General features: G+C 72.7%; 17 protein-coding genes. 6 read left to right on the top strand and 11 right to left on the bottom strand.

Annotated features, from left to right (window positions below):
* Window positions 1–19: 19 nt before the first annotated feature.
* Window positions 20–1,036, bottom strand: coding sequence for a sporulation protein (locus tag OG559_RS02615; RefSeq protein WP_405111942.1), 1,017 nt, complete (start codon window positions 1,034–1,036; stop codon window positions 20–22).
* Between the two features lie 310 nt (window positions 1,037–1,346).
* Entirely contained in the window at window positions 1,347–2,105 is a 759-nt protein-coding gene (locus OG559_RS02620) for an SDR family NAD(P)-dependent oxidoreductase (RefSeq protein ID WP_396673231.1), read from the bottom strand.
* 295 nt (window positions 2,106–2,400) lie between these two features.
* On the opposite strand from OG559_RS02620, the gene OG559_RS02625 reads away from it, so the two are divergent.
* Entirely contained in the window at window positions 2,401–3,471 is a 1,071-nt protein-coding gene (locus OG559_RS02625; protein ID WP_405111945.1) for a MerR family transcriptional regulator, read from the top strand.
* A gap of 511 nt (window positions 3,472–3,982) precedes the next feature.
* Here OG559_RS02625 and OG559_RS02630 read toward each other — a convergent pair.
* Entirely contained in the window at window positions 3,983–5,356 is a 1,374-nt protein-coding gene (locus OG559_RS02630; RefSeq protein ID WP_405111948.1) for a cellulase family glycosylhydrolase, read from the bottom strand.
* A gap of 517 nt (window positions 5,357–5,873) precedes the next feature.
* On the opposite strand from OG559_RS02630, the gene OG559_RS02635 reads away from it, so the two are divergent.
* Together OG559_RS02635 and OG559_RS02640 are read left to right on the top strand one after the other, a co-directional pair.
* Entirely contained in the window at window positions 5,874–6,836 is a 963-nt protein-coding gene (locus OG559_RS02635) for a TIGR03557 family F420-dependent LLM class oxidoreductase (RefSeq protein ID WP_396673234.1), read from the top strand.
* Between the two features lie 44 nt (window positions 6,837–6,880).
* Window positions 6,881–7,684, top strand: coding sequence for an alpha/beta fold hydrolase (locus OG559_RS02640; RefSeq protein WP_405111951.1), 804 nt, complete (start codon window positions 6,881–6,883; stop codon window positions 7,682–7,684).
* 319 nt (window positions 7,685–8,003) lie between these two features.
* On the opposite strand, the gene OG559_RS02645 is transcribed toward OG559_RS02640, so the two are convergent.
* From OG559_RS02645 to OG559_RS02680, 8 genes are all read right to left on the bottom strand, one after another.
* Window positions 8,004–8,732, bottom strand: a complete 729-nt coding sequence (locus OG559_RS02645) for a hypothetical protein (protein ID WP_405111954.1) — start codon at window positions 8,730–8,732, stop codon at window positions 8,004–8,006.
* Between the two features lie 76 nt (window positions 8,733–8,808).
* On the bottom strand, window positions 8,809–9,612 hold the full coding sequence (locus OG559_RS02650; RefSeq protein WP_405111956.1) for an endonuclease/exonuclease/phosphatase family protein: 804 nt from the start codon (window positions 9,610–9,612) through the stop codon (window positions 8,809–8,811).
* Between the two features lie 7 nt (window positions 9,613–9,619).
* Window positions 9,620–11,110 carry a phosphatase PAP2 family protein gene (locus tag OG559_RS02655; RefSeq protein ID WP_405111959.1) on the bottom strand — a complete coding sequence of 497 codons (1,491 nt, stop codon included), beginning with the start codon at window positions 11,108–11,110 and terminating at the stop codon, window positions 9,620–9,622.
* 79 nt (window positions 11,111–11,189) lie between these two features.
* On the bottom strand, window positions 11,190–12,191 hold the full coding sequence (locus tag OG559_RS02660; protein WP_405111962.1) for a YihY/virulence factor BrkB family protein: 1,002 nt from the start codon (window positions 12,189–12,191) through the stop codon (window positions 11,190–11,192).
* Window positions 12,184–13,188 carry a diacylglycerol/lipid kinase family protein gene (locus OG559_RS02665; RefSeq protein WP_405111965.1) on the bottom strand — a complete coding sequence of 335 codons (1,005 nt, stop codon included), beginning with the start codon at window positions 13,186–13,188 and terminating at the stop codon, window positions 12,184–12,186. The genes OG559_RS02660 and OG559_RS02665 overlap by 8 nt, the downstream gene beginning before the upstream one ends.
* Window positions 13,189–13,323: 135 nt before the next feature.
* Window positions 13,324–13,902, bottom strand: a complete 579-nt coding sequence (locus OG559_RS02670; RefSeq protein ID WP_405111968.1) for a Clp protease N-terminal domain-containing protein — start codon at window positions 13,900–13,902, stop codon at window positions 13,324–13,326.
* On the bottom strand, window positions 13,902–14,138 hold the full coding sequence (locus OG559_RS02675; RefSeq protein WP_007075500.1) for an HTH domain-containing protein: 237 nt from the start codon (window positions 14,136–14,138) through the stop codon (window positions 13,902–13,904). Before OG559_RS02675 ends, OG559_RS02670 begins: the two co-directional genes overlap by 1 nt.
* Before the next feature lie 92 nt (window positions 14,139–14,230).
* A complete protein-coding gene (locus OG559_RS02680) occupies window positions 14,231–14,548 on the bottom strand; it encodes a hypothetical protein (protein WP_405111973.1) in 318 nt (105 codons plus the stop codon).
* A 512-nt stretch (window positions 14,549–15,060) separates the two neighbouring features.
* Here OG559_RS02680 and OG559_RS02685 point away from each other — a divergent pair.
* The 3 genes from OG559_RS02685 (at window position 15,061) to OG559_RS02695 (ending at window position 18,856) form a co-directional block, all read left to right on the top strand.
* Entirely contained in the window at window positions 15,061–15,279 is a 219-nt protein-coding gene (locus OG559_RS02685) for a helix-turn-helix transcriptional regulator (RefSeq protein WP_405111975.1), read from the top strand.
* A gap of 163 nt (window positions 15,280–15,442) precedes the next feature.
* The gene (locus OG559_RS02690) at window positions 15,443–16,306 is read left to right on the top strand and encodes a universal stress protein (RefSeq protein ID WP_405111977.1); all 864 of its coding nucleotides are present in this window, start codon (window positions 15,443–15,445) and stop codon (window positions 16,304–16,306) included.
* 147 nt (window positions 16,307–16,453) lie between these two features.
* Window positions 16,454–18,856: a phosphoketolase gene (locus OG559_RS02695; protein WP_405111980.1), complete on the top strand. Its 2,403-nt coding sequence runs from the start codon at window positions 16,454–16,456 to the stop codon at window positions 18,854–18,856.
* Window positions 18,857–18,892 lie beyond the last annotated feature (36 nt).

Raw genomic sequence — 18,892 nt, forward strand, 5'->3', positions numbered from 1 at the left:
GCCACCGTCGTCCTTCACGTCACTCCTCGTCGCCGCCGGAGCCCCAGTCCTCGGCGAAGTCGCCCTCGACCGCGTCCTCGATCATCTCGCCGGCGACCATCCCGCCGACGGCGCCGAGCGCCACGCCCGCGACGACGCCGCCCATCCCGACGCCCCGGCCGTGGCCGCCGTGCCCGTGGCCGCCGTGCCCGTGCTGCGTCGGGTAGCCGTGCGGTGCCCCGTAGCCGGGGGGAGCGCCGAAGCCCTGCGCGCGCAGGCCGCCGTAGCGGGAGGTGGTCTCCTGGAGCCAGCCGTCGACGACCTGCGCCCAGTCGACCCGGTCGGCGTCCGTGTGCGCCACGGTGTACCGGCCGAAGACGTCGTGGCCGGCGCTGAGGAAGCCGCCCCGCTTGTCGCACTCCAGCACCACGTCGATGCCCTGAGGGCCGGTCACGAAGGTCAGCTCGACCTCGTTGATGAGCTGCGCGTACTGCGGCGCGGCGAAGAACTCGATCTCCTGGTAGAACGGCAGCGTCTGCTGCGTGCCGCGGATGTGGCCGCGCTCCAGGTCGGCGCCCTTGAACCGGAAGCCGAGCCGGGCGAAGGCGTCCATGATGCGCTCCTGCACCGGCAGCGGATGGACGTTGACCTGGTCGAGGTCGCTCTTGTCGACCGCCCGGGCCACCGCCACCTCGGTGCGCAGCCCCATCGTCATGCCGTGCAGGCGCTGGCCGTACACGTCGGTGATCGGGGTCTCCCACGGCATCGGAAGCTGGAAGGGGATCGAGAGCTGCTGCTTCGGGGCCAGCTCGAACGCCCCGGCGACCGGCAGCCGGTGGAACTCCATCACGCCGGCGTACTCGCCGTCGCCGCTCTCCATCTCGACCCGGGTGACCAGGCCGACGACGATCTGCTCGATGGCCGCCGACGCATCGCCGCCGACCAGGTTGACCTGGCCGTCGAGGGCGAGCCCCGGCCGAGTGTTCGGGTTGGTCAGGACGGTGTCCACGGTGGGACCGCCCACGCCAAACGCGCTCAACATCTTCTTGAAGACCATCGGACCCTCCGCGTGACGGTCACCGCGCTCCACCATGGAACGCTGGCGGCTGACCGGGGCAGACTAGCCAGCACCGCTGTGAATTGTCTGGGAAGTAGGGACACGGCGTGTCGCCTGCGATTCCGGGCCCGGTGCGGCTGCCGGGGCTGGACCAGGCCCGCCGGTACGCGGTGCGGCCGGTGGCCGGCGTGCCGGAGCCGGCCGTGTCGCAGCTCGCCGAGCCCGGTTGGCTGCCCGGCGGGGTCACCCTGCCCGGCGTGGTGCTGGGGTCGGTCGGCCTCCAGCTTCCCGCCCTGCACCCCGAAAAGACTCAGGAGGTCCAGCCTCCGTCGGAGGCGACGACGGCCCCGTTGACGTTGATCGCCTCGTCGGAGCCCAGCCAGCAGACCAGCGTGGAGACCTCGGCGGGCGTGGCCGTCCGGGTGACCCGTCCGAACGACCGCTCCAGACGCTGGTACGCCCACGGAACCTTCGGCGCGGCGCTGCGGCCGATGTTGGTCTGGACGCCGCCGGGGCAGACCGCGTTGGCCCGAACGCCGTCCTCGGCGTACAGGTTGGCGATCGAGCGGGTCAGGCCGACCAGCCCGTGCTTCGAGGAGACGTACGCGCTGCCGGCGACCGCTCCGGTGAGGCCGCCGATGGAGGCGACGTTGACGATCGCACCCCGGCCCCGCGCCGTCATCAGCGGCAGCATGGCCCGGCACAGCCGCATGGGACCAGTGAGGTTGACCGCCAGGACGCGGTCCCAGGTGGCGTCGTCCAGTTCCGTGACGGGGATGAAGTGGTCCATGACCCCCGCCACGTTGGCCAACAGGTCGACGCGTCGGTCTGGCAGCGCGGCGACGATCCGGTCGATGTCGGCCTGCGCCGTGATGTCGGCGACGATCATCGTCCCGGGGTGGCCGTCCTCCTCCATGAGCTTGGTGGTCGTGGCGAGACCCTCGGCATCGACGTCACAGCCGATGACCGTGGCTCCCTCTGCCGCAAGCTGCTGGGCGACCGCCTGCCCGATACCCGATCCGGCTCCGGTCACGACCGCGACCCGTCCGGCGAAACGCTGCTCGCTCATGACCATTCTCCATTCCCCGGCCCCCGCGGCGGGCTCATCCGTCCAGGTCCCGCACGGGAGACCTCTCCTTCCATGCTGTCAGGAGAGGCTGCGACCCGCAGGGCCGAAAGCCCCGGGCGGGTGGGGGCGAAGGGCGCGAACCTCGGTCGGTACCGCTGCGTTTTCGATGTCGAAAGGCCGAGTTGTCCGCCGCCTTCGGACCCGCCAGCCCGGCCCCACACTTGACCTTGCCCCTCGGGGAGGCCCCAGCCTGGTCCGTGCCGGTCGCCGCGACCGGCACGAGGAGGATGTCGACGTGGCGCTGCTGACCATCGGGGCATTCGCCAAGGCGGTACGCCTGACGCCGAAGGCGTTGCGGCTCTACGACGAGGTGGGGCTGCTGCACCCGGCCGCAGTCGATCCCGAGTCGGGGTACCGGCTCTACGCCCCGGACCAGGTGGAACAGGCCCGACTGATCGCCGCGCTCCGCCGCATTGGCATGCCGCTGGCCGAGATCCGCACCGTCTGCGGGCTCCGGCCCGCGGCGGCGGCCGAGGCGGTCGACGCGTACTGGCGGCGGGTCAGCGCCGACACGGCGGCCCGGGGTCGCCTCGCCACCCTCCTCGTCGACGTCCTGTCCGGAGGGAGCACCACCATGTCCGATCCGACCCCCGTCCTCGGCATCCGCCACGCCGCCCGCTGCGACACCGGGGCCTTGCGGGACAGCAACGAGGACGCCGCGTACGCCGGCGAGCGGTTGTTGGCCGTCGCCGACGGCATGCGTGGCCCCGGCGGCGCCGCCGCGAGCGCCGCCGCCATTGCCGCACTCCGACCGTTGGAACTGGCCGACGTGCCGGCCGCCGAGCTGCTCACGCTGCTGGCCGGCGCGGTCGCCGACGCCGACCGCGCCGTGCGCGAGGCTGCCGAGGCGGAGCACCGGCCGGTCACCACCCTGACCGCGCTGCTGCGCTCCGGTTCCCAACTGGCGCTGGTGCACGTCGGCGACACCCGGGCGTACCTGCTGCGCGGGGGCGAGCTGTTCCCGCTGACCCGGGACCACACCTACGTACAGTCGCTCGTCGACCAGGGCAGGCTGGACCCGGCCGGGGCCGCCGCACACCCACAGCGGGCCCTGCTGGTACGGGCCCTCGGCACCGGTGGGGCCTACGTCGAGGCGGACCTGGCACTGCGCACCGCCGTCGAGGGGGACCGCTACCTGCTGTGCTCCGACGGGCTCTCCTCGGTTGTCGACCGGGCGGCGCTGCACTCCGCGCTCGCGGCGGGCGACGAACCCGACCAGGTCGTGGCGCGGCTGGTCGAGCTGGCGCACGCCGCCGGGGCGCCCGACAACATCGCCTGCGTCATCGCCGACGTCGTGGCGGCGTGAGGGCCGGTATCGAAGTCCGCCGTGCGAGCTTCGACGGCGGGGCAGGCCGTGGCGTGGTATCGCGCGCGCCGCGGCCTGCCGTCCAGGGGATGAGCCTGGATGCCAGGCAGGTCACCAACTCGCCCCCTTTGCTCTGCTGCCGTCACCGCAACACCAGCACCGCGCAGCGCCGCTTCACCACAGAGCCGCTTCACCGCGCAGCCCTAGCAACGCGCAGCCGCTCCACATCTCGGGCCGGCCCGATCAGGCGACCGGAAGCGTCACACTCCGCGAGCGTTGCACAGGGGGCAGCAGAGCAAAGGCGATCGTGCAGGTGTGACCCGTCGGTCGACGACGACTCCAGCGCCTGAGCCGACGTCGGCGCCAGCGCCCCAACCGACGTCAGCGCCTGCGGTCGACACCAGCGCCGAGACCGGCGCCGCACGTCGGCGTGCCGGAAACGTTGGCGGCTGGGTCCACGTACCCGAAAGGAGGGTGGCCGGGTCCGTGCGGACCCGGCCACCGCGGGGTATCAGGATGCGGTGCAGGTGACGGCGGGGACGGTGTTGGTGCCGCCCGAGCTGCCGATGAAGCCGAAGCTGGTGCTGGCCCCGGCACCGAGCCTGCCGTTGTAGGCCACGTTGCGGGCGGTCACGGCCGACCCGCTGCTGGTCACCGTGGCGTTCCAGGACTGGGTGACGGTCTGGCCGTTGGCGTACGTCCACCTCGCCGTCCAGCCGGTGATGGCGGCGGAGCCGGCGGTCACCTTGACCTCGCCCTGGAAGCCGCCCTGCCACTGGTTGACGATCGTGTACGTCGCCGTGCAGCCGCCGGTGGGCGGCGGAGTCGTGGGCGGCGGCGTGGTGGGCGGGGGCGTCGTCGGCGGGGGCGTGGTGGGCGGGGGCGTCGTCGGGGTGGGCCCGCCGTACACCGACGCCTCCCTCGACGTCGCCCTGATGCCGTTGGCCCCGTTGAAGATCCGCTGACCCCAGGTGGTCAGGGCCGCCGGGTTGAAGTTGGTGGCCATGTCGAGGTACTCGACGCCGCCGCCGTTGCCGCTCCACGACCAGCCGAGATAGCCGATCCCGTTGGCCTGGCTGTAGGACAGGATGGTGTCCTCATCCGGGTTGCCGTCGGAGTGGTCGAAGCCGAACTCACCGACCACGATCGGCAGCTTCGCGGTGCGGAACCGGCCGAGGTAGTCGCTGATCTCCGCGGCGGTGTCGAAGACGCCGTACATGTGGATGGAGAAGACGGTGTTCTTCTGCGGGTCGGCCGCGAAGACCGACGCGGCGTTGTCGCGCATGGTGAACGACCAGTCCTGGCCCCAGTTCGGGGCGTCGACCATGATGGTGTGCGTCAGGCCGGCGGCGCGCAGCCGCTTGATCGCGTTGGCCGAGTCGGTGGCCCAGGTGCCGTAGCCCTGGTTGCCGTACGGCTCGTTGCCGATGTTGACGATGACGTACTTCTCCTGGCCGGCGAGGGCGCTGGAGATGCTCAGCCAGTAGTCGACCGCCCGGTCCAGGGTGATCGCGCCGCTCTGCTCGCCGTAGCCGGTGGTGTCGTGCACCTCCAGCACGCAGATCAGCTTGTTGGCCTTGCACAGCGAGATGACGTTGGCGACGTCGGCGGTGTCGTTCTTGGCCCAGCGGTCGCCGCTGGCCAGCACCACCCGCACGGTGTTCGCGCCGAGCGCCTTGACGTTGGCGAAGGAGCTGGTCTGCTGGGCATACCAGGTGTGGGCGTGGTTGACGCCCCGCATGACGAATTCGGTGCCGTTGGCGTCGTACAGCTTGCCGTTGGCGACGGAGAAGCCGGCGGCGGCGTGCGCCGGCTGCCCGAAGGCGAACACGGCGGCGAGAACCGTCAGCAGGGCGACGCCCGCGACGGAGAGACGTTTTCTCATGGCCTTCCTCAGGGAGGGGTCCCCGTGCCCAGGCGGGGGTGCGGTGGTGGTGACGTAGAAGGCGACTGGCCCGTCAGTCGCCCGTCCGGCTCCCGACGGCGCAGGGATCAGCGTAAGCCGATGTCCCGTCCGGAGCAACCGGTTCAGTGAGTGGGTGCCGGATATCGGGACCCCGTGGCGGGCCCGCGCGCCTGCGGCACCCCCACGGGCTCTGCTGGGCGATCGGCGAAGCCTCCCGAAACACCCGCACCCCCATCGCGCTCCGCCGACCATCCCCACAACCCAGCACCCCTGAACCGGTTAATGCGCGTCTCCACCCCCCACTCATTCACGGAAAGAGTGGCCATCCCCGCTGGAATGACCACTCTTTCCCAGAAAATGCGGGCGCGGGGCGGGCATGCGGGGGCGGCGCGGGCATGCGCGGGCGGGGCTGGGGCTGGGGCGAAGCGGATCCGAGGGTTGGCTACGGGCGGTCGGGGTATCCGGGGATGATCGGGAGAGCGAAGGAGATGTCGCGATGGTCAACGTCGGTTACACCCTGATGTGCGAGCAGGCCGGCCCCAAGGAGTTGGTGGACCACGCGGTGCGTGCCGAGGCTGCCGGCTTCGACCAGCTCGTGATCTCCGACCACTACTACCCCTGGCTGGACTCCCAGGGCCACGCCCCGTACGCCTGGTCGGTGCTCGGCGCGGTCGCCCACGCCACCAGCCGGGCCGAGCTGATGTCCTTCGTGACCTGCCCGCTCCGCCGCTACCACCCCGCCGTCGTGGCGCAGAAGGCCAGCACGATCGGGGTGCTCTCGGACGGCCGGTTCACCCTCGGCCTGGGCGCCGGGGAGAACCTCAACGAGCACATCGTCGGCGGCTGGCCGCACGTGCAGCAGCGGCACGAGATGTTCGAGGAGGCGTTGCAGATCATCCGGCCGCTGCTCAACGGCGAGACGCTGACCTTCTCCGGCAACCACTACGACGTCCCCGACGCGTACGTCTGGGACCGGCCCGGCCGCCCGGTGCCGATGGCCGTCGCCGCGTCCGGCCGGCAGTCGGCGACGCTGGCCGCCGACTACGCGGACGGGATCGTCGCCACCGAGCCGGACCCGCACATCATCCAGATGTACGACGAGGCGGGCGGCGCGGGCCAGCCCCGGTACGGCCAGGTGGCGATCTGCTACGGCCCGGACGAGGCGGAGTGCCGCAAGATCGTGCACGACCAGTTCCGCTGGTTCGGGTTGGGCTGGAAGGTCAACGCCGACCTGCCCGGGCCGGACTCGTTCGCCGCCGCGAGCCAGTTCGTCCGCGAGGAGGATGTCGCCGAGGGGATCTCCTGCGGCCCGGACACCGACCGGCACGTGGAGGCGTTCAAGAAGTTCGTCGACGCCGGCTTCACCCACGTCGCGCTCGTCCAGGTCGGCGGCGACACCCAGCCGATGTTCCTGGACTGGGCCCGGGAGGAACTGCTCCCCCGGCTCCGCGAGCTGTGACGGCGACGGTCCGGCCGAGGGGCCCGTCCGCTGCGGCCCCACCGGTGGGGTTCTCCCCGGCGCAACTGCGGCTCGCCCTGGCCGCCCCCCGGCCCGCCGCCGGGCTGACCAGCGAGTGGCGGCTGGTCGACGGCCTGCGTACACACACCCGCCGCACTGCCGACCCGCGCACCGGTGCCCCACCCGTGGTGCTGGTGCACGGGCTGGCGGTGTCGCACCGCTATTTCACCCCGCTGGCCCTGGCGCTGGCGCCCACCCACCCGGTGTACGTGCCGGACCTGCCCGGCTTCGGACTCAGCGCCCACCCATCCGGCGCGTACGACGTCACCCGGCACGCCGAGCACCTGGCGGCGTGGCTGACCGCGTACGGGCTGCCGCCAGCGTGTGTGCTGGGGCACTCGTTCGGCGCGGAGGTGGCCGCCGCGCTGGCCGCCCGCCACCCCGGGCGGGTCCGGGCGCTGGTGCTGGCCGGGCCGACCAGCGACCCGGCCGCCCGCACCCGGCGGGGACTGTTCGGCCGCTGGCTGGCCGACACCCTGCGCGAGGCGCCATTGCAGACCCCGCTCCTGCTCCGCGATGTCTGGGACGCCCGCCCTCCGCGGGTGTACGCCACCCTCTCGCACTCGGTGCGCAACGCGATCGAGGCGGACGCCGCCCGGGTCGCCGTGCCCACCCTGGTGATCGCTGGCTCCCGCGACCCGGTGGCACCGGCCGCCTGGCGGGACCAGCTCACCCGCCTGGTGCCGAACGCCCGCACGGCTGTCGTCCCGGGCGCCGCCCACAATGTCGCCACCACCGCCCCGGCCGAGGTCGCCGCAGCCGTACGCGCCCTGCTCGCCCCGCACTAGGACAAGGACCGCCATGCGCATCGGCAACACGGAGATCCGCCCGCTCGGCGGTGGCCTCGGCTGTCTCCTGATGATCCTCTTCTCGGTCCTGGCCTCGATCGCCCTGACCGTCCTCCTCAACCTCCTCCTCTAACCCCACCCCCACTCCCCACCCCAGCTCCCACCCCAGCTCCCCGCCCCCGCTCCCCGCTCCCCGCTCCCCGCTCCCGCGATCTTGCACTTGCGGCCCCCGCGATGAGGCTTTTGCCCCTTTCGCCGGGGCCGAAGTGCAAGATCGACCGGGTTCGGGGTGGAGAGGGGCCGGGGTGGGCGGGATGGGTTAGCGGCGGAGGCCGAGGGCGGTCAGGAGGTCGCGGGTGGCTTGGCGGATCGGGGTCAGGATCGAGTCGCGGAGCCAGCGGACTGTCGGGGTGACCGTGGCCCGCCAGACGGCGCGCAGGGCCCGGCCGAACGGGACGGCAGTGTGCCGCCATACCCCGCGCAGGGCCCGGCCGAACGGGACGGCGGTATGCCGCCACAGCCAGCGCAGGGCCCGGCCGATCGGGCGGAGCAGTAGCCGGTAGAGGACGTTGACGATGCGGCCCGTGAGCCGCCAGGCGTACCCGAGGGCATCGGCCACGAGCCGCAGCAGCCACCACAGCCCGCGCCCGACGGCGGCCAGCGCCGGGCCGAAGGCCCGCATCAGCAGCCGCACCAGGGGCACCAGCACGTTGCGGATCAGCCAGTCGGCCGCCCCCACGAGCAAGCGCGCCACGGGCCGGACCAGCGTCCGGAAGACCCAGACCAGCGGGTGCCAGAGCAGGTGCTTCGTCAGCCACACCAGCGGCATCCGGACCAGCCGGTCCAGGAGCCAGGCGAGCGGGCGCAGCACCCAGGCCCGCAGGGCCCGACCGAGCGGGCTGAGCAGCCACCGGGCCAGCCACCGGGCGAAGCCGGCCAGCAGTTCCCAGACCAGCCGTACGGGCAGCACCACGACCAGGGCCACGCCCCGGGCGATCACGGCGAGCAGCGGATGCGGTTCCGGTTGCCCGGTCGGGGCGGTGTTCACGGGCCGAGCGTAGAAAGCTCCGGCGAAGGCGGTCGCCCCGGGAGGGCACGCCGGGCCGGGGCGCGGGGCGGGCCGGTCAGGCCGGGCTCAGGTCGAGCTCGGCGAGCACCGGATAGTGGTCGGAGGCGTACTCGGTGTCGCCGCCGCGCCGCACCTCGCAGGACCGGACCAGCCGGGCCAGTGCACGGGTGCCGAAGAGGTAGTCCAGCCGCATGCCGGAGAACTCGGCACCGCCGCCGTGCCGGGTGGGCGCCGTCAGCCCTTCGTCGCCGGGCCCGCGCGCCACGTACAGGTCGACCAGCCCGGCGGCGGCGAGTCGGGCCACCGCCCGGGTCTCCACCGTCCGGCCGTCCCGGCGCAGGTGACGGCGGCGGTACGCGGGCGGCAGCCGGGCGACCCGGGCGGTGTGATCGGTGCCAGGGTCGAGGGTGTTCAGGTCCCCGGCCAGCAGCGCCAGCTCCCCGGGGGCCCGGCGGACGGCGGCGGCCAGCCAGCCGGCCTCGATCCGCCGCCGCAGCCCGGTGTACGGGTCGAGGTGGGCGGCGGACACGGTGAACGGCCCGGCGTCGGTGGCCACGGTGACCCGTACGGCGGCGTGGTGGAACGGGCGGCGGACCGGGCCCGCCGCGAGCACCCGCAGCGGCGCGCGGACCAGCACCGCCACCGGCTGGCCGAGGCAGGAACGGGCCAGGTACGGCCGCATGCCCACCTCGGCGGCGAACCCGGCCAGCACGTCGCCGGAGTCGAAGCCCCGCAGTTCCTGGACGGCCAGCAGGTCCGGCCGCTGCGCGGTGACGACCCGGGCCACCCGGTCCAGCCGGCCGGGACCTGTCCGGTCCCGGCCGCCCGTCCTGATGTTCCAGGTCATCACCCGCAGCATGGCGCGGTCAGTCCGGCCGGCCGGCCTTGGCCAGCTCGTCGTCCAGCTCGTCGACCTGCTCGGAGTTGATGGCCGGCTGGTTGCCCTCGGCCAGGTCGGCGTTGGGACGGATCGCCCAGTAGAGCAGGCCGATCCACAGGGCGCTGAGCAGGATCGCGCCCATGAAGTCGGTGGGGTGGTGCATGCCCCGGTACATCCGGGAGGTGGCCACGCCGACCGGCATGATCACGGCCAGGGCCACGAAGATCCACCGCCACCAGCGGTCGGTGCGGGGGAACACGATGACCGCGATGGCCAGCCAGACGCAGATGGTGGCGGCGATGTGCCCGGACGGGAAGGACGAGGTGGGCATCTGCCCGTCCAGGTTCTCCACCGGCGGGCGGGGCCGGTCGACGACGTGGGCGGAGGCGAGGAAGAGGGTCAGCTCGCCGAACATCGCCAGCGCCACGAAGAGCACCGGCCGCCAGCGCCGCCACACGGCGAGCACCAGCGGGCAGAAGACCAGCGAGACGATCAGGATCGCGTGGGTGTCGCCGAGCTTGCTCCACCACCAGCTCACGTCGGTCAGCGTGTCGGTGTGCCGCTCGGCGAACCAGCGCGGCACCTCGGTGTCCAGGGTGCCGAAGAAGGTGTCCTTGGCGTGGTAGCTGACGAACGTGCCGAAGGCGTACAGGGCGCCGAACACCAGCACCCAGCCGACCAGCAGCTCGGCGACGGTGGAGCGGGGGTGATCCAGCACGTGCTCCTCGGCCGGGGCGGGGGCGATGTCGTGCCCCACCTCGGGCTCCAGGCCCTCGGTCAGCGGCGGCACCGGCCGGCCGCGCTCGCGCCGCCACAGCCGGAAGGCGTACGCGGTGACGCCCAACCAGGCCGCGCCGAGCAGCCAGCCGCCGATCACGTCCGAGACGTAGTGCACGCCCAGCGCGATGCGGGTCAGCCCGATCAGCGCCACCAGCGCCGCGGCGATGGCGATCGCCGGCTTGCGCCAGCGGGGCGCCATGGCCGGCAGGAACACCAGCAGCAGCGCCCCGTACGCGACGAACGAGCCGAGGGCGTGCCCGCTGGGGAAGCTGTTGCCGGGGGCGCTGGCGATCGGCACGTCCACCACCGGGCGAAGCCGACCGACCAGGGCCTTCAGCGACGGGTCGAGGATCAGCCCGCCGACCCCGGTGATGATCAGGTAGACGGCCAGCCGGGCCTGACGCCGGATCAGCAGCCCGATCACGGCGACGCTGACCAGCCAGATCAGCACCGGCCGCCCGCCGAGATCGGTGATCGCCTGAAGCACGGTCACCAGGGCGCCGTGCGGCGCGACGAGCCCGTTGAACCACTCCGCGACCTCGTGGTCGGCGTCGTTCAGCGGGCTCCAGTGGAAGCGTACGAGCATCAGCAGCAGACCGAAGGCGACCCCCGCGCCGGCGACGACCGCCAGCCCGGCGATGCTCCGCTCAGCGAAATGGCCGAGTGGTCGCCGCACCGCCTCTTTGACCGCGGTCATCCCGCACCTCCCTTGTCTGTCCTGGCGAGGCGGTTTACCCGGTTCGGGCCGCGCGTACACCGGGGGTGTCGCCGACGGGTCAGAGCGAGGTCATCTCGCCGGTGTCGTGGATCTCCTCGCGCTCGGCCTCGGGCTGCCACCGGTCCGGCTGGGCCGGCTCCTGCACGCCGATCCGCATCGCCTCGAGTTGGGCGGCGAAGGCCAGCCCGCCGAACAGCGCCATCCCGGTGAGGTTGGCCCAGAGCAGCAGCGCCATCATCCCGGTCAGCGCACCGTACGTCTGGCCGAACCCTTCGCTGACCTGCACGTACACGGCGAGCAGCAGGCTGGCCAGCCACCACAGCGCGGTGGCGATGCCGGCGCCGAAGAACAGCCAGGACAGGCCGGGCTGGTTGCGTCGGGGCGCGTGCCGGAACAGCAGGGCCACGGCGAGCACGGTCAGCCCGAGGCTCAGCGGCCAGCGGACCACGTCCCACGCGCCGTGGGCGAACTCGCCCCACTTGTAGTGCCGCCGCACCGAGTCGCCCATCGCCCCGCCGCCGACGAGGATCAGGAAGCCGGTCAGCGCCGGGACGCCCGCGACGACCGCGAGCACGGCGGCGCGCAGGTATTTCCACAGCGCCGGACGGTCCCGCTCGACGCCGTAGATCCGGTTCGCGCCCCGCTCGATCTGCGCCATGGTGGTGGTGAGCGCGAAGAGGCCGGTGAGCAGGCCGAGGGTCAGCGCCAACTCGCCGGCGTCCTCGGTGCGCTCGCTGTCGACCAGCAGGTCCTGCACCATCGCATCGCTCTGCCCGGGGGTCAGGGCGAGGACGGTGTCGGCGACCACCTCGCCGCCCGCGTCGGCGCCGAGGTCGGTGATCAGGCCGGTGAGGGCGATCAGGAACGGCACCACGGCGAGGCAGAGCTGCAACGCGAACGCCCGGGAGTGGCTGAATCCGTCGCCGTAGCGGAACCGGACGAACGCGTCCCGCAGCAGGCACCAGCCGCCCTGCCGGCGCAGCGTGTGCCAGGCGTCGTCGGCCGACAGCTCCTGGTCGGACATCAGCCGGGTCTCCGGCACCAGCTTCGTGCTACTCACGGCGCGCCTCCTCGACCAGCGCCTCGCCCCGCTCCCCGGCTGCGGACGCGTCGACGGCGAGGTCGGGCGTCTCCTCGGGCTGCGGCACGCAGAGCCACAGGGCGCGGGGACGGATCTCCGCCACGAGCCGCCGCCCGGGGGAGATGAGGTCGCCGTCCAGCTCGCGCGGCTGGGGTCGGTTGCTGGTGATCTCCACCTTGCGGGCGCGGAAGACCTCCATTTGGGGCACGCTGCCCCGGCGCCGGACCAACGCCCAGCCCATGGCCAGCCAGTGCCGCAGCGTACGCGGGGTGAGCACCGCGACGTCGAGCCAGCCGTCGTCCGGTTCGGCGTCGGCGAGCAGGGTGACCCCGCCCTGGAGCCGGCCGACGTTGGCGACCAGCACCGAGCGGGCCCGGCGGCGCAACCGCGGCCGGTCGTCGATGCGGATGGAGACCTTCATCGGCCGGTCCCGCAGGTGCCGGGCGGCCCCCATGACGTACGCGGGCCAGCCGATACGGGCCTTGGTGGTCTCCGAGGTGGCGTCGAGCATCTGCGCGTCGAAGCCCATCCCGGCCATGACGGTGAAGTAGTTGTCCTCGACCGCGCCGACGTCGAGCTGTCGGCGCCCCCGCTCGACGGCCACCTCCAGCCCGGCGGCCAGGTCGGTGGAGAGGCCGAGGTTGGCGGCGAGCAGGTTGCCGGTGCCCTGGGGCAGGACGGCCAGGGCCACGTCGGTGCCGACCAGGCCGCTGACGCAGGACATCACGGTGCCGTCCCCGCCGCAGGCGAAGACCACGTCGACGCCCGCCTTGACGGCCTCCTCGGTCTGACCTCGGCCCGGGTCGTCGGGGGTGGTCTCGAACCACAGCGGCTGGGGCCAGCCGGCGGCGGTGAGGGCGGCGTCGACGGTCTCGCGCAGTTCGTCGAGATCGGTCACCTTCACCGGGTTGACCACCACCGCGGAGCGCAACCCGCCGACGGCGGCGGTCGAACGCGTGTCCTGCTCAGCATCCACGGCGCCAGTGTGCAACAACTCCGACCGGGCGGCGACCCGGCGACCGGTGAGGTTGCGCGCACCGAAAACAGGTTTGCGGGGAGGGAGGGGCCACTTCCGCCCATCGGAGGCCGGGAAGTGCCCCTCCCTCCCCTTCTAGGCCGCCATCCGCAGGGCGTTCTCCACCCGGGGACGCAGGTCGGCCAGGTCGAGCCCGGCCTCGGTGAGCACCAGGGCGGCCGTTCCGCCGGCCTCGCGGAGCAGGCCGAGCAGGATGTGCTCGGTGCCGATGTGCCGGTGCTTCAGCCCGAGCGCCTCGCGCAGCGCCAGTTCCAGCACCTTCTTCGCCCGTGGCGAGAACACTCCGCCGGGCGGCTGCCGGCGACCCCAGCGGCGGCGCGGGCCGGGGGTGGCCTCGCGCAGCGCGTCGGGGCCGAAGGACTCCTCGACGCGGGCGACGACGGCGGAGAGGTCGATGCCGATCTCGCGCAGCGCGGCGATGTCGGCCTCGGCGAGCCCCGCTCCGCCGTCGGCGGTGTGCCGGGCGACGGCGGCGCGCAGGTCGTCGTCGCGGATGCCGGCGTCGCGCAGCAGCCGTGCCGCGAGGCTGTCGGCGTCGGCGAGGACGGCGAGCAGCAGGTGCTCGGTGTCGATCTGGCGCCGGCCGGTGGCCCGCGCCTCGTCGCGGGCCGCCCGGACCACCTCGCGGGCCCGGTCGGTGAACCGTTCGAACATCACGCCTCCCAGGTGCTCGGGACCGCCGGTCGCCCGGCGTGCTTCTTGTGGACCGCCTGCCGGCTGACCTCGAGGGCGTCGGCGATCTCCTGCCAGGACCAGCCCTGTCGTCGGGCGTTGTCCACCTGGACCACCTCCAGCCGTTCGAGGAGCCGGCGCAGGGCGCGCACGGCGCGCAGACCGACCCGGGGATCGGTGCTGCCGGCCGCCGCCGCGAGTTCCGTCGCCTGACTCATGTCGTCAACCTACATTGACAGGGCCCGCGTGTCAACGAAAGTTGACGCTCGATCGGCGGCCCGACCCATGCGGGGATACCCGCCGATACGGCTCAGGCCCGCACGTTCGATCTGGACCGCCCTGGTTGACCACTGTCGTGTTTGGCGATGACGGGCGCTGGGGCGGCCCGTCGTTGGACCGTCAATCCCGCCGGCTGGACGAAGATCTCCCGGCGGGCCGTGGCCTCGCCTTTGGCGTCGAGCTGGTAGCCGTCGAGCCAGATCCAGTGGTCGTAGGTGACCAGGTCGTGCCGAACCTTGATCAGGCGGAACATCATCGGCTCGGTGAACTGCACGCTGCACGCGGCGGTTACGTGAAGGACGTCGCCGGCCTTGAGTTCGATCATCGGCGAGGGCCGTAGCGTCGCCATGCCCTGATCCGGGCCTTGGCCACCTCGACCAGGGGGCACCCGCCGCTCGGGCGACAAGCGGCACACCGCCGGTGCTTATGCCAGTCGAGGGCACGCCAGGCATCCAGGATCAGCAGGGGCAGCCGACGCGCAGTCACCGCGTCCTGGCCCGGCGTACGACCGATCCGGCCGCACCGGACGTGCCCGCCGCCCGGGTGAGGTCAAGCCGGTCCCTGCCCCTCCAGATCCACGAGACACAGGAGTCCCATCGAAAGTCCTGGCGCAGCTTCACGAGTTCGAGGTGTCGGGCGTCCTGCAGCGCCATCGATGCCCTCCCACGGGGTCCGGTTTCTGCGGCACCCCGCCCCGCCGAGCCCAGCTCAACCAGGGCGGGGGTACCGCGCCACCGATCACACACCGCCCGCTACACCCCTGTCAAATTTGGCAGGCTAGATCCTTCAGGACATAGTTTTGCAGGGCCAGATCGTCCGCTGCTAAATTGGGTAGACATGCCCATGTCTACCTTGTTTTGCATGGGTGAGCCGGAGGTACCGGGGCCGCTCGTCGGCCCGGCGGAGATGATGGCCATGCTCGGCGTGGGGCGCTCTCGACTGCGCCAGATCATCGCCCAACCGAAGTTTCCGCCCCCGTTCCAGACCTTGCAGGGTGGTTCGGTGTGGCTGCGATCCGCAGTCGAGGCATACATCCGGGACTACCGCCAGCCCCGGCCGTCAGCGGACGAAGAAGAGTAGGGCTGACCAAACGTCCCCTGTGGGAGGCGGCGGCCTCAGGCAGAAGCGTCTTCCGTCCCGCCCAGCTCGCGCCCCTGGTGACCCCACCGATCCGGCCCCGCGCGCTCATCCGCGCCACTACGCTCGGCCACAGGGGCATCGTGGCGCGGGGAGGTGAGGCCGGATGGCCGCAACCGCCGACGCGCCGGTGGTGGCCGCGATCGGTTCGTCGGACGACGACGCCCTCCAGGTCGTCCGGCTGGCCGCCCGCGACGCCGCGAGCCACGGCCGCCCGCTCAGCCTGCTGCACGCGTTCAACTGGGCGGCGGCCCTGGAGGCCCCCTCCGAGGCCGGCCCACGCGCCGAGGCCGAGGACCTGATCGAGCGGGCCACCGCCGTGGCCGGCGAGGTGGAACCGGCGCTGCCCGTGTACGGGGAGATCGTCGAGGGCTCCGCGCTGGCCGCGCTGATCCGCCGCTCCGAGTCGGCGTTCCTGGTCGCCGTCGGGGACGGCGGGATGTCCCGCTGCGAGGACTGCATCCCCGCCAACGCCCTGGCGGTGCAGCTCGCCGCCCAGGCCGGCTGCCCGGTGCTGGTGGTGCGCCCCGAGCCGCCGCCGCAGGGCCCGGTGCTGGTCGGCGTCGACGGGTCGGTGAGCTCCCGGACGGCGCTGGGGTTCGCCTTCGACTACGCCGCCCGCCGGTCGGCCCCGCTGCTCGCCGTCCGGATCACCGAGCCGGCGCGATCGGTCGAGGGCGGCGGCACGGCCGGGTCCGCCGAGGACGCCGGCGCCGAACTGGCCGAGGCGGTGGCCCGGTACGGACGGCGGCACCCCTCGGTGCGGGCCGAGTGCCACAGCGTCGTCGGCGACCCCGGTGACGTCCTGGTCGACCGGTCCCGCTCGGCGCAGCTCGCGATCGTCGCCGGCAGGGGGGACGAGCCGCTGCGCGGGATGCTCGGCGCGGTCAGCCAGTCACTGCTCTACCACTCCCCCGCCCCGGTCATCGTCGTCCGTGGACTCGTCTCCACCGCGCCGGACGGGGCATGACGCCCACGCGTCCCGGGACCAGACGCCCTCGCGTCCCGGGACCAACGGCCCTGCTCGCTCCCCGGGCGGGCGACGAGGCTGGACGCGCCGGGGAAGGCCGGGACACCGGGATGCGAAAGTCCCCGATCCGCGAGAGGGTAACGCAGCATGGACACCGCTGTAGACCTGCACAGTCCCTTGACCGAAGACGAGCTGCGCCAACTGGACGCGTACTGGCGGGCGGCCAACTACCTGACCGTCGGGCAGATCTACCTGCTGGACAACCCGCTGCTGCGGGAGCCGTTGCGACCCGAGCACGTCAAGCCGCGGCTGCTCGGCCACTGGGGTACCAGCCCCGGCTTGAACCTGCTCTACGCCCACCTCAACCGGATCATCGTCGACCGGAAGCTACCGACGATCTTCATCACCGGCCCCGGGCACGGCGGCCCCGCCCTGGTGGCGAACACCTGGCTGGAGGGCACCTACAGCGAGCTGTACCACTCCGTAAGCCGCGACGAGACGGGCATGCAGCGGCTGTTCCGCCAGTTCTCCTTCCCCGGCGGCATCCCGAGCCACGTCGCCCCGGAGGTGCCGGGTTCGATCCACGAGGGCGGCGAGCTGGGGTACGCGCTGAGCCACGCGTACGGTGCCGCGTTCGACAACCCGGACCTGCTGGTCGCCTGCGTGATCGGCGACGGCGAGGCGGAGACCGGCCCGCTCGCGGGGAGCTGGCTGTCCAACGTCTTCCTCAACCCGGCCCGGGACGGGGCGGTGCTGCCCATCCTGCACCTGAACGGCTACAAGATCGCCAACCCGGCGGTGCTGGACCGGATCCCCACCGACGACCTGCTGAACATGATGCGCGGCTTCGGCTACCAGCCGTACGTCGTCGCCGGTGACGACCCGGCGACCGTGCACCAGCTCCTCGCCGCCACCCTGGACCGGGCGGTCGACGAGATCGCCGACATCCAGCGCCGGGCCCGCTCCGGCGGCGCGGTCGAGCGCCCCCGCTGGCCGATGATCATTCTGCGTACGCCGAAGGGCTGGACCGGCCCGGACAAGGTCGACGGCAAGCAGGTGCAGGGGACCTTCCACGCCCACCAGGTGCCGATCGCCGAGGTGCGCGACAACCCGGAGCACCTGGCCGAGCTGGAGCGCTGGCTGCGCGGCTACCGGCCGGAGGAGCTGTTCGACGCCACCGGCGCACCGGTCGCCGAACTGGCCGCGCTCCCGCCGAAGGGCGACCTGCGGATGAGCGCCAACCCGGTCACCAACGGCGGTGCGGTGCTGCGCGACCTGACCCTGCCGGACTTCCGGGAGTACGCGGTCGACGTCGAGCGGCCCGGCGAGCCGACGGCCGGGGCCACCGGCGTGCTCGGCAAGTGGGTCCGCGACGTGATCGCCGCCAACCCGCAGACGTTCCGCCTGTTCGGCCCCGACGAGGTGGCCTCCAACCGGCTCGGCGCGGCCTTCGAGGTCACCGACCGGGCGTTCGTCGCCGAGACCAGGGCCGGCGACGACCACCTCTCCCCCGACGGCCGGGTGATGGAGGTGCTCTCCGAGCACCTGTGCCAGGGCTGGCTGGAGGGGTACCTGCTGACCGGCCGGCACGGCATCTTCACCAGCTACGAGGCGTTCATCCACATCGTCGACTCGATGGTCAACCAGCACGCCAAGTGGCTGAAGGTGACCCGGGCCATCCCGTGGCGGCAGCCGGTGGCCTCGCTGAACTACCTGCTCTCCAGCCACGTCTGGCGGCAGGACCACAACGGCTTCTCCCACCAGGACCCGGGCTTCATCGACCACGTGATGAACAAGAAGGCCGAGGTGGTCCGGGTCTACCTGCCGCCGGACGGCAACACCCTGCTGTCCACGATGGACCACTGCCTGCGCAGCCGGCACTACATCAACGTGGTGGTGGCCGGCAAGCAGTCCGCGCCGAACTGGCTGACCATGGACGAGGCGGTCCAGCACTGCCGGCGCGGCCTGGGCATCTGGGACTGGGCCAGCACCGACGACGGCGACGAGCCGGACGTGGTGCTCGGCTGCGCCGGGGACGTGCCGACGCTGGAGACCCTGGCCGCCGCCGAACTGCTCCGCCAGCACCTGCCCGGGCTGAAGGTGCGGGTGGTCAACGTGGTCGACCTGATGCGCCTCCAGCCGCCGTCGGAGCACCCGCACGGCCTGCCGGACAACGAGTTCGACACCATCTTCACCCGCGACAAGCCGATCATCTTCGCGTACCACGGCTACCCGTGGCTGATCCACCGGCTCACCTACCGCCGGGCCAACCACGACAACCTGCACGTGCGCGGGTACAAGGAGGAGGGCACCACCACCACGCCGTTCGACATGGTGATGCTCAACGACCTGGACCGGTTCCACCTGGTGATCGACGTGATCGACCGGACGCCGGGCCTGGCCTCCCGGGCCGCGCGCCTGCGCCAGGAGATGGTGGACGCCCGGCAGGCCTGCCGCGACCACACCCGCCGCTTCGGCGAGGACGACCCGCGGGTGGCCGAGTGGCGCTGGATCCGGGAGACGGCCCCCGAGGCCCGCAGCGGGCAATGAGCTTGCGGGCCCCGCAGTCGCGAACGAAAGGAGGAC

The organism is Micromonospora sp. NBC_01405 (assembly GCF_045040155.1).
Taxonomy (GTDB): domain Bacteria; phylum Actinomycetota; class Actinomycetes; order Mycobacteriales; family Micromonosporaceae; genus Micromonospora.

Excerpts from the sequence above, each read along its gene's own strand:
- OG559_RS02685 (WP_405111975.1), top strand. The coding sequence starts at position 15,061 with ATGGGTGAGCCGGAGGTACCGGGGCCGCTCGTCGGCCCGGCGGAGATG.
- OG559_RS02650 (WP_405111956.1), bottom strand. The coding sequence starts at position 9,612 with ATGCTGCGGGTGATGACCTGGAACATCAGGACGGGCGGCCGGGACCGG.
- OG559_RS02670 (WP_405111968.1), bottom strand. The coding sequence starts at position 13,902 with ATGTTCGAACGGTTCACCGACCGGGCCCGCGAGGTGGTCCGGGCGGCC.
- OG559_RS02615 (WP_405111942.1), bottom strand. The coding sequence starts at position 1,036 with ATGGTCTTCAAGAAGATGTTGAGCGCGTTTGGCGTGGGCGGTCCCACC.
- OG559_RS02695 (WP_405111980.1), top strand. The coding sequence starts at position 16,454 with ATGGACACCGCTGTAGACCTGCACAGTCCCTTGACCGAAGACGAGCTG.
- OG559_RS02635 (WP_396673234.1), top strand. The coding sequence starts at position 5,874 with ATGGTCAACGTCGGTTACACCCTGATGTGCGAGCAGGCCGGCCCCAAG.
- OG559_RS02620 (WP_396673231.1), bottom strand. The coding sequence starts at position 2,105 with ATGAGCGAGCAGCGTTTCGCCGGACGGGTCGCGGTCGTGACCGGAGCC.
- OG559_RS02680 (WP_405111973.1), bottom strand. The coding sequence starts at position 14,548 with ATGGCGACGCTACGGCCCTCGCCGATGATCGAACTCAAGGCCGGCGAC.
- OG559_RS02655 (WP_405111959.1), bottom strand. The coding sequence starts at position 11,110 with ATGACCGCGGTCAAAGAGGCGGTGCGGCGACCACTCGGCCATTTCGCT.
- OG559_RS02630 (WP_405111948.1), bottom strand. The coding sequence starts at position 5,356 with ATGAGAAAACGTCTCTCCGTCGCGGGCGTCGCCCTGCTGACGGTTCTC.
- OG559_RS02690 (WP_405111977.1), top strand. The coding sequence starts at position 15,443 with ATGGCCGCAACCGCCGACGCGCCGGTGGTGGCCGCGATCGGTTCGTCG.
- OG559_RS02675 (WP_007075500.1), bottom strand. The coding sequence starts at position 14,138 with ATGAGTCAGGCGACGGAACTCGCGGCGGCGGCCGGCAGCACCGATCCC.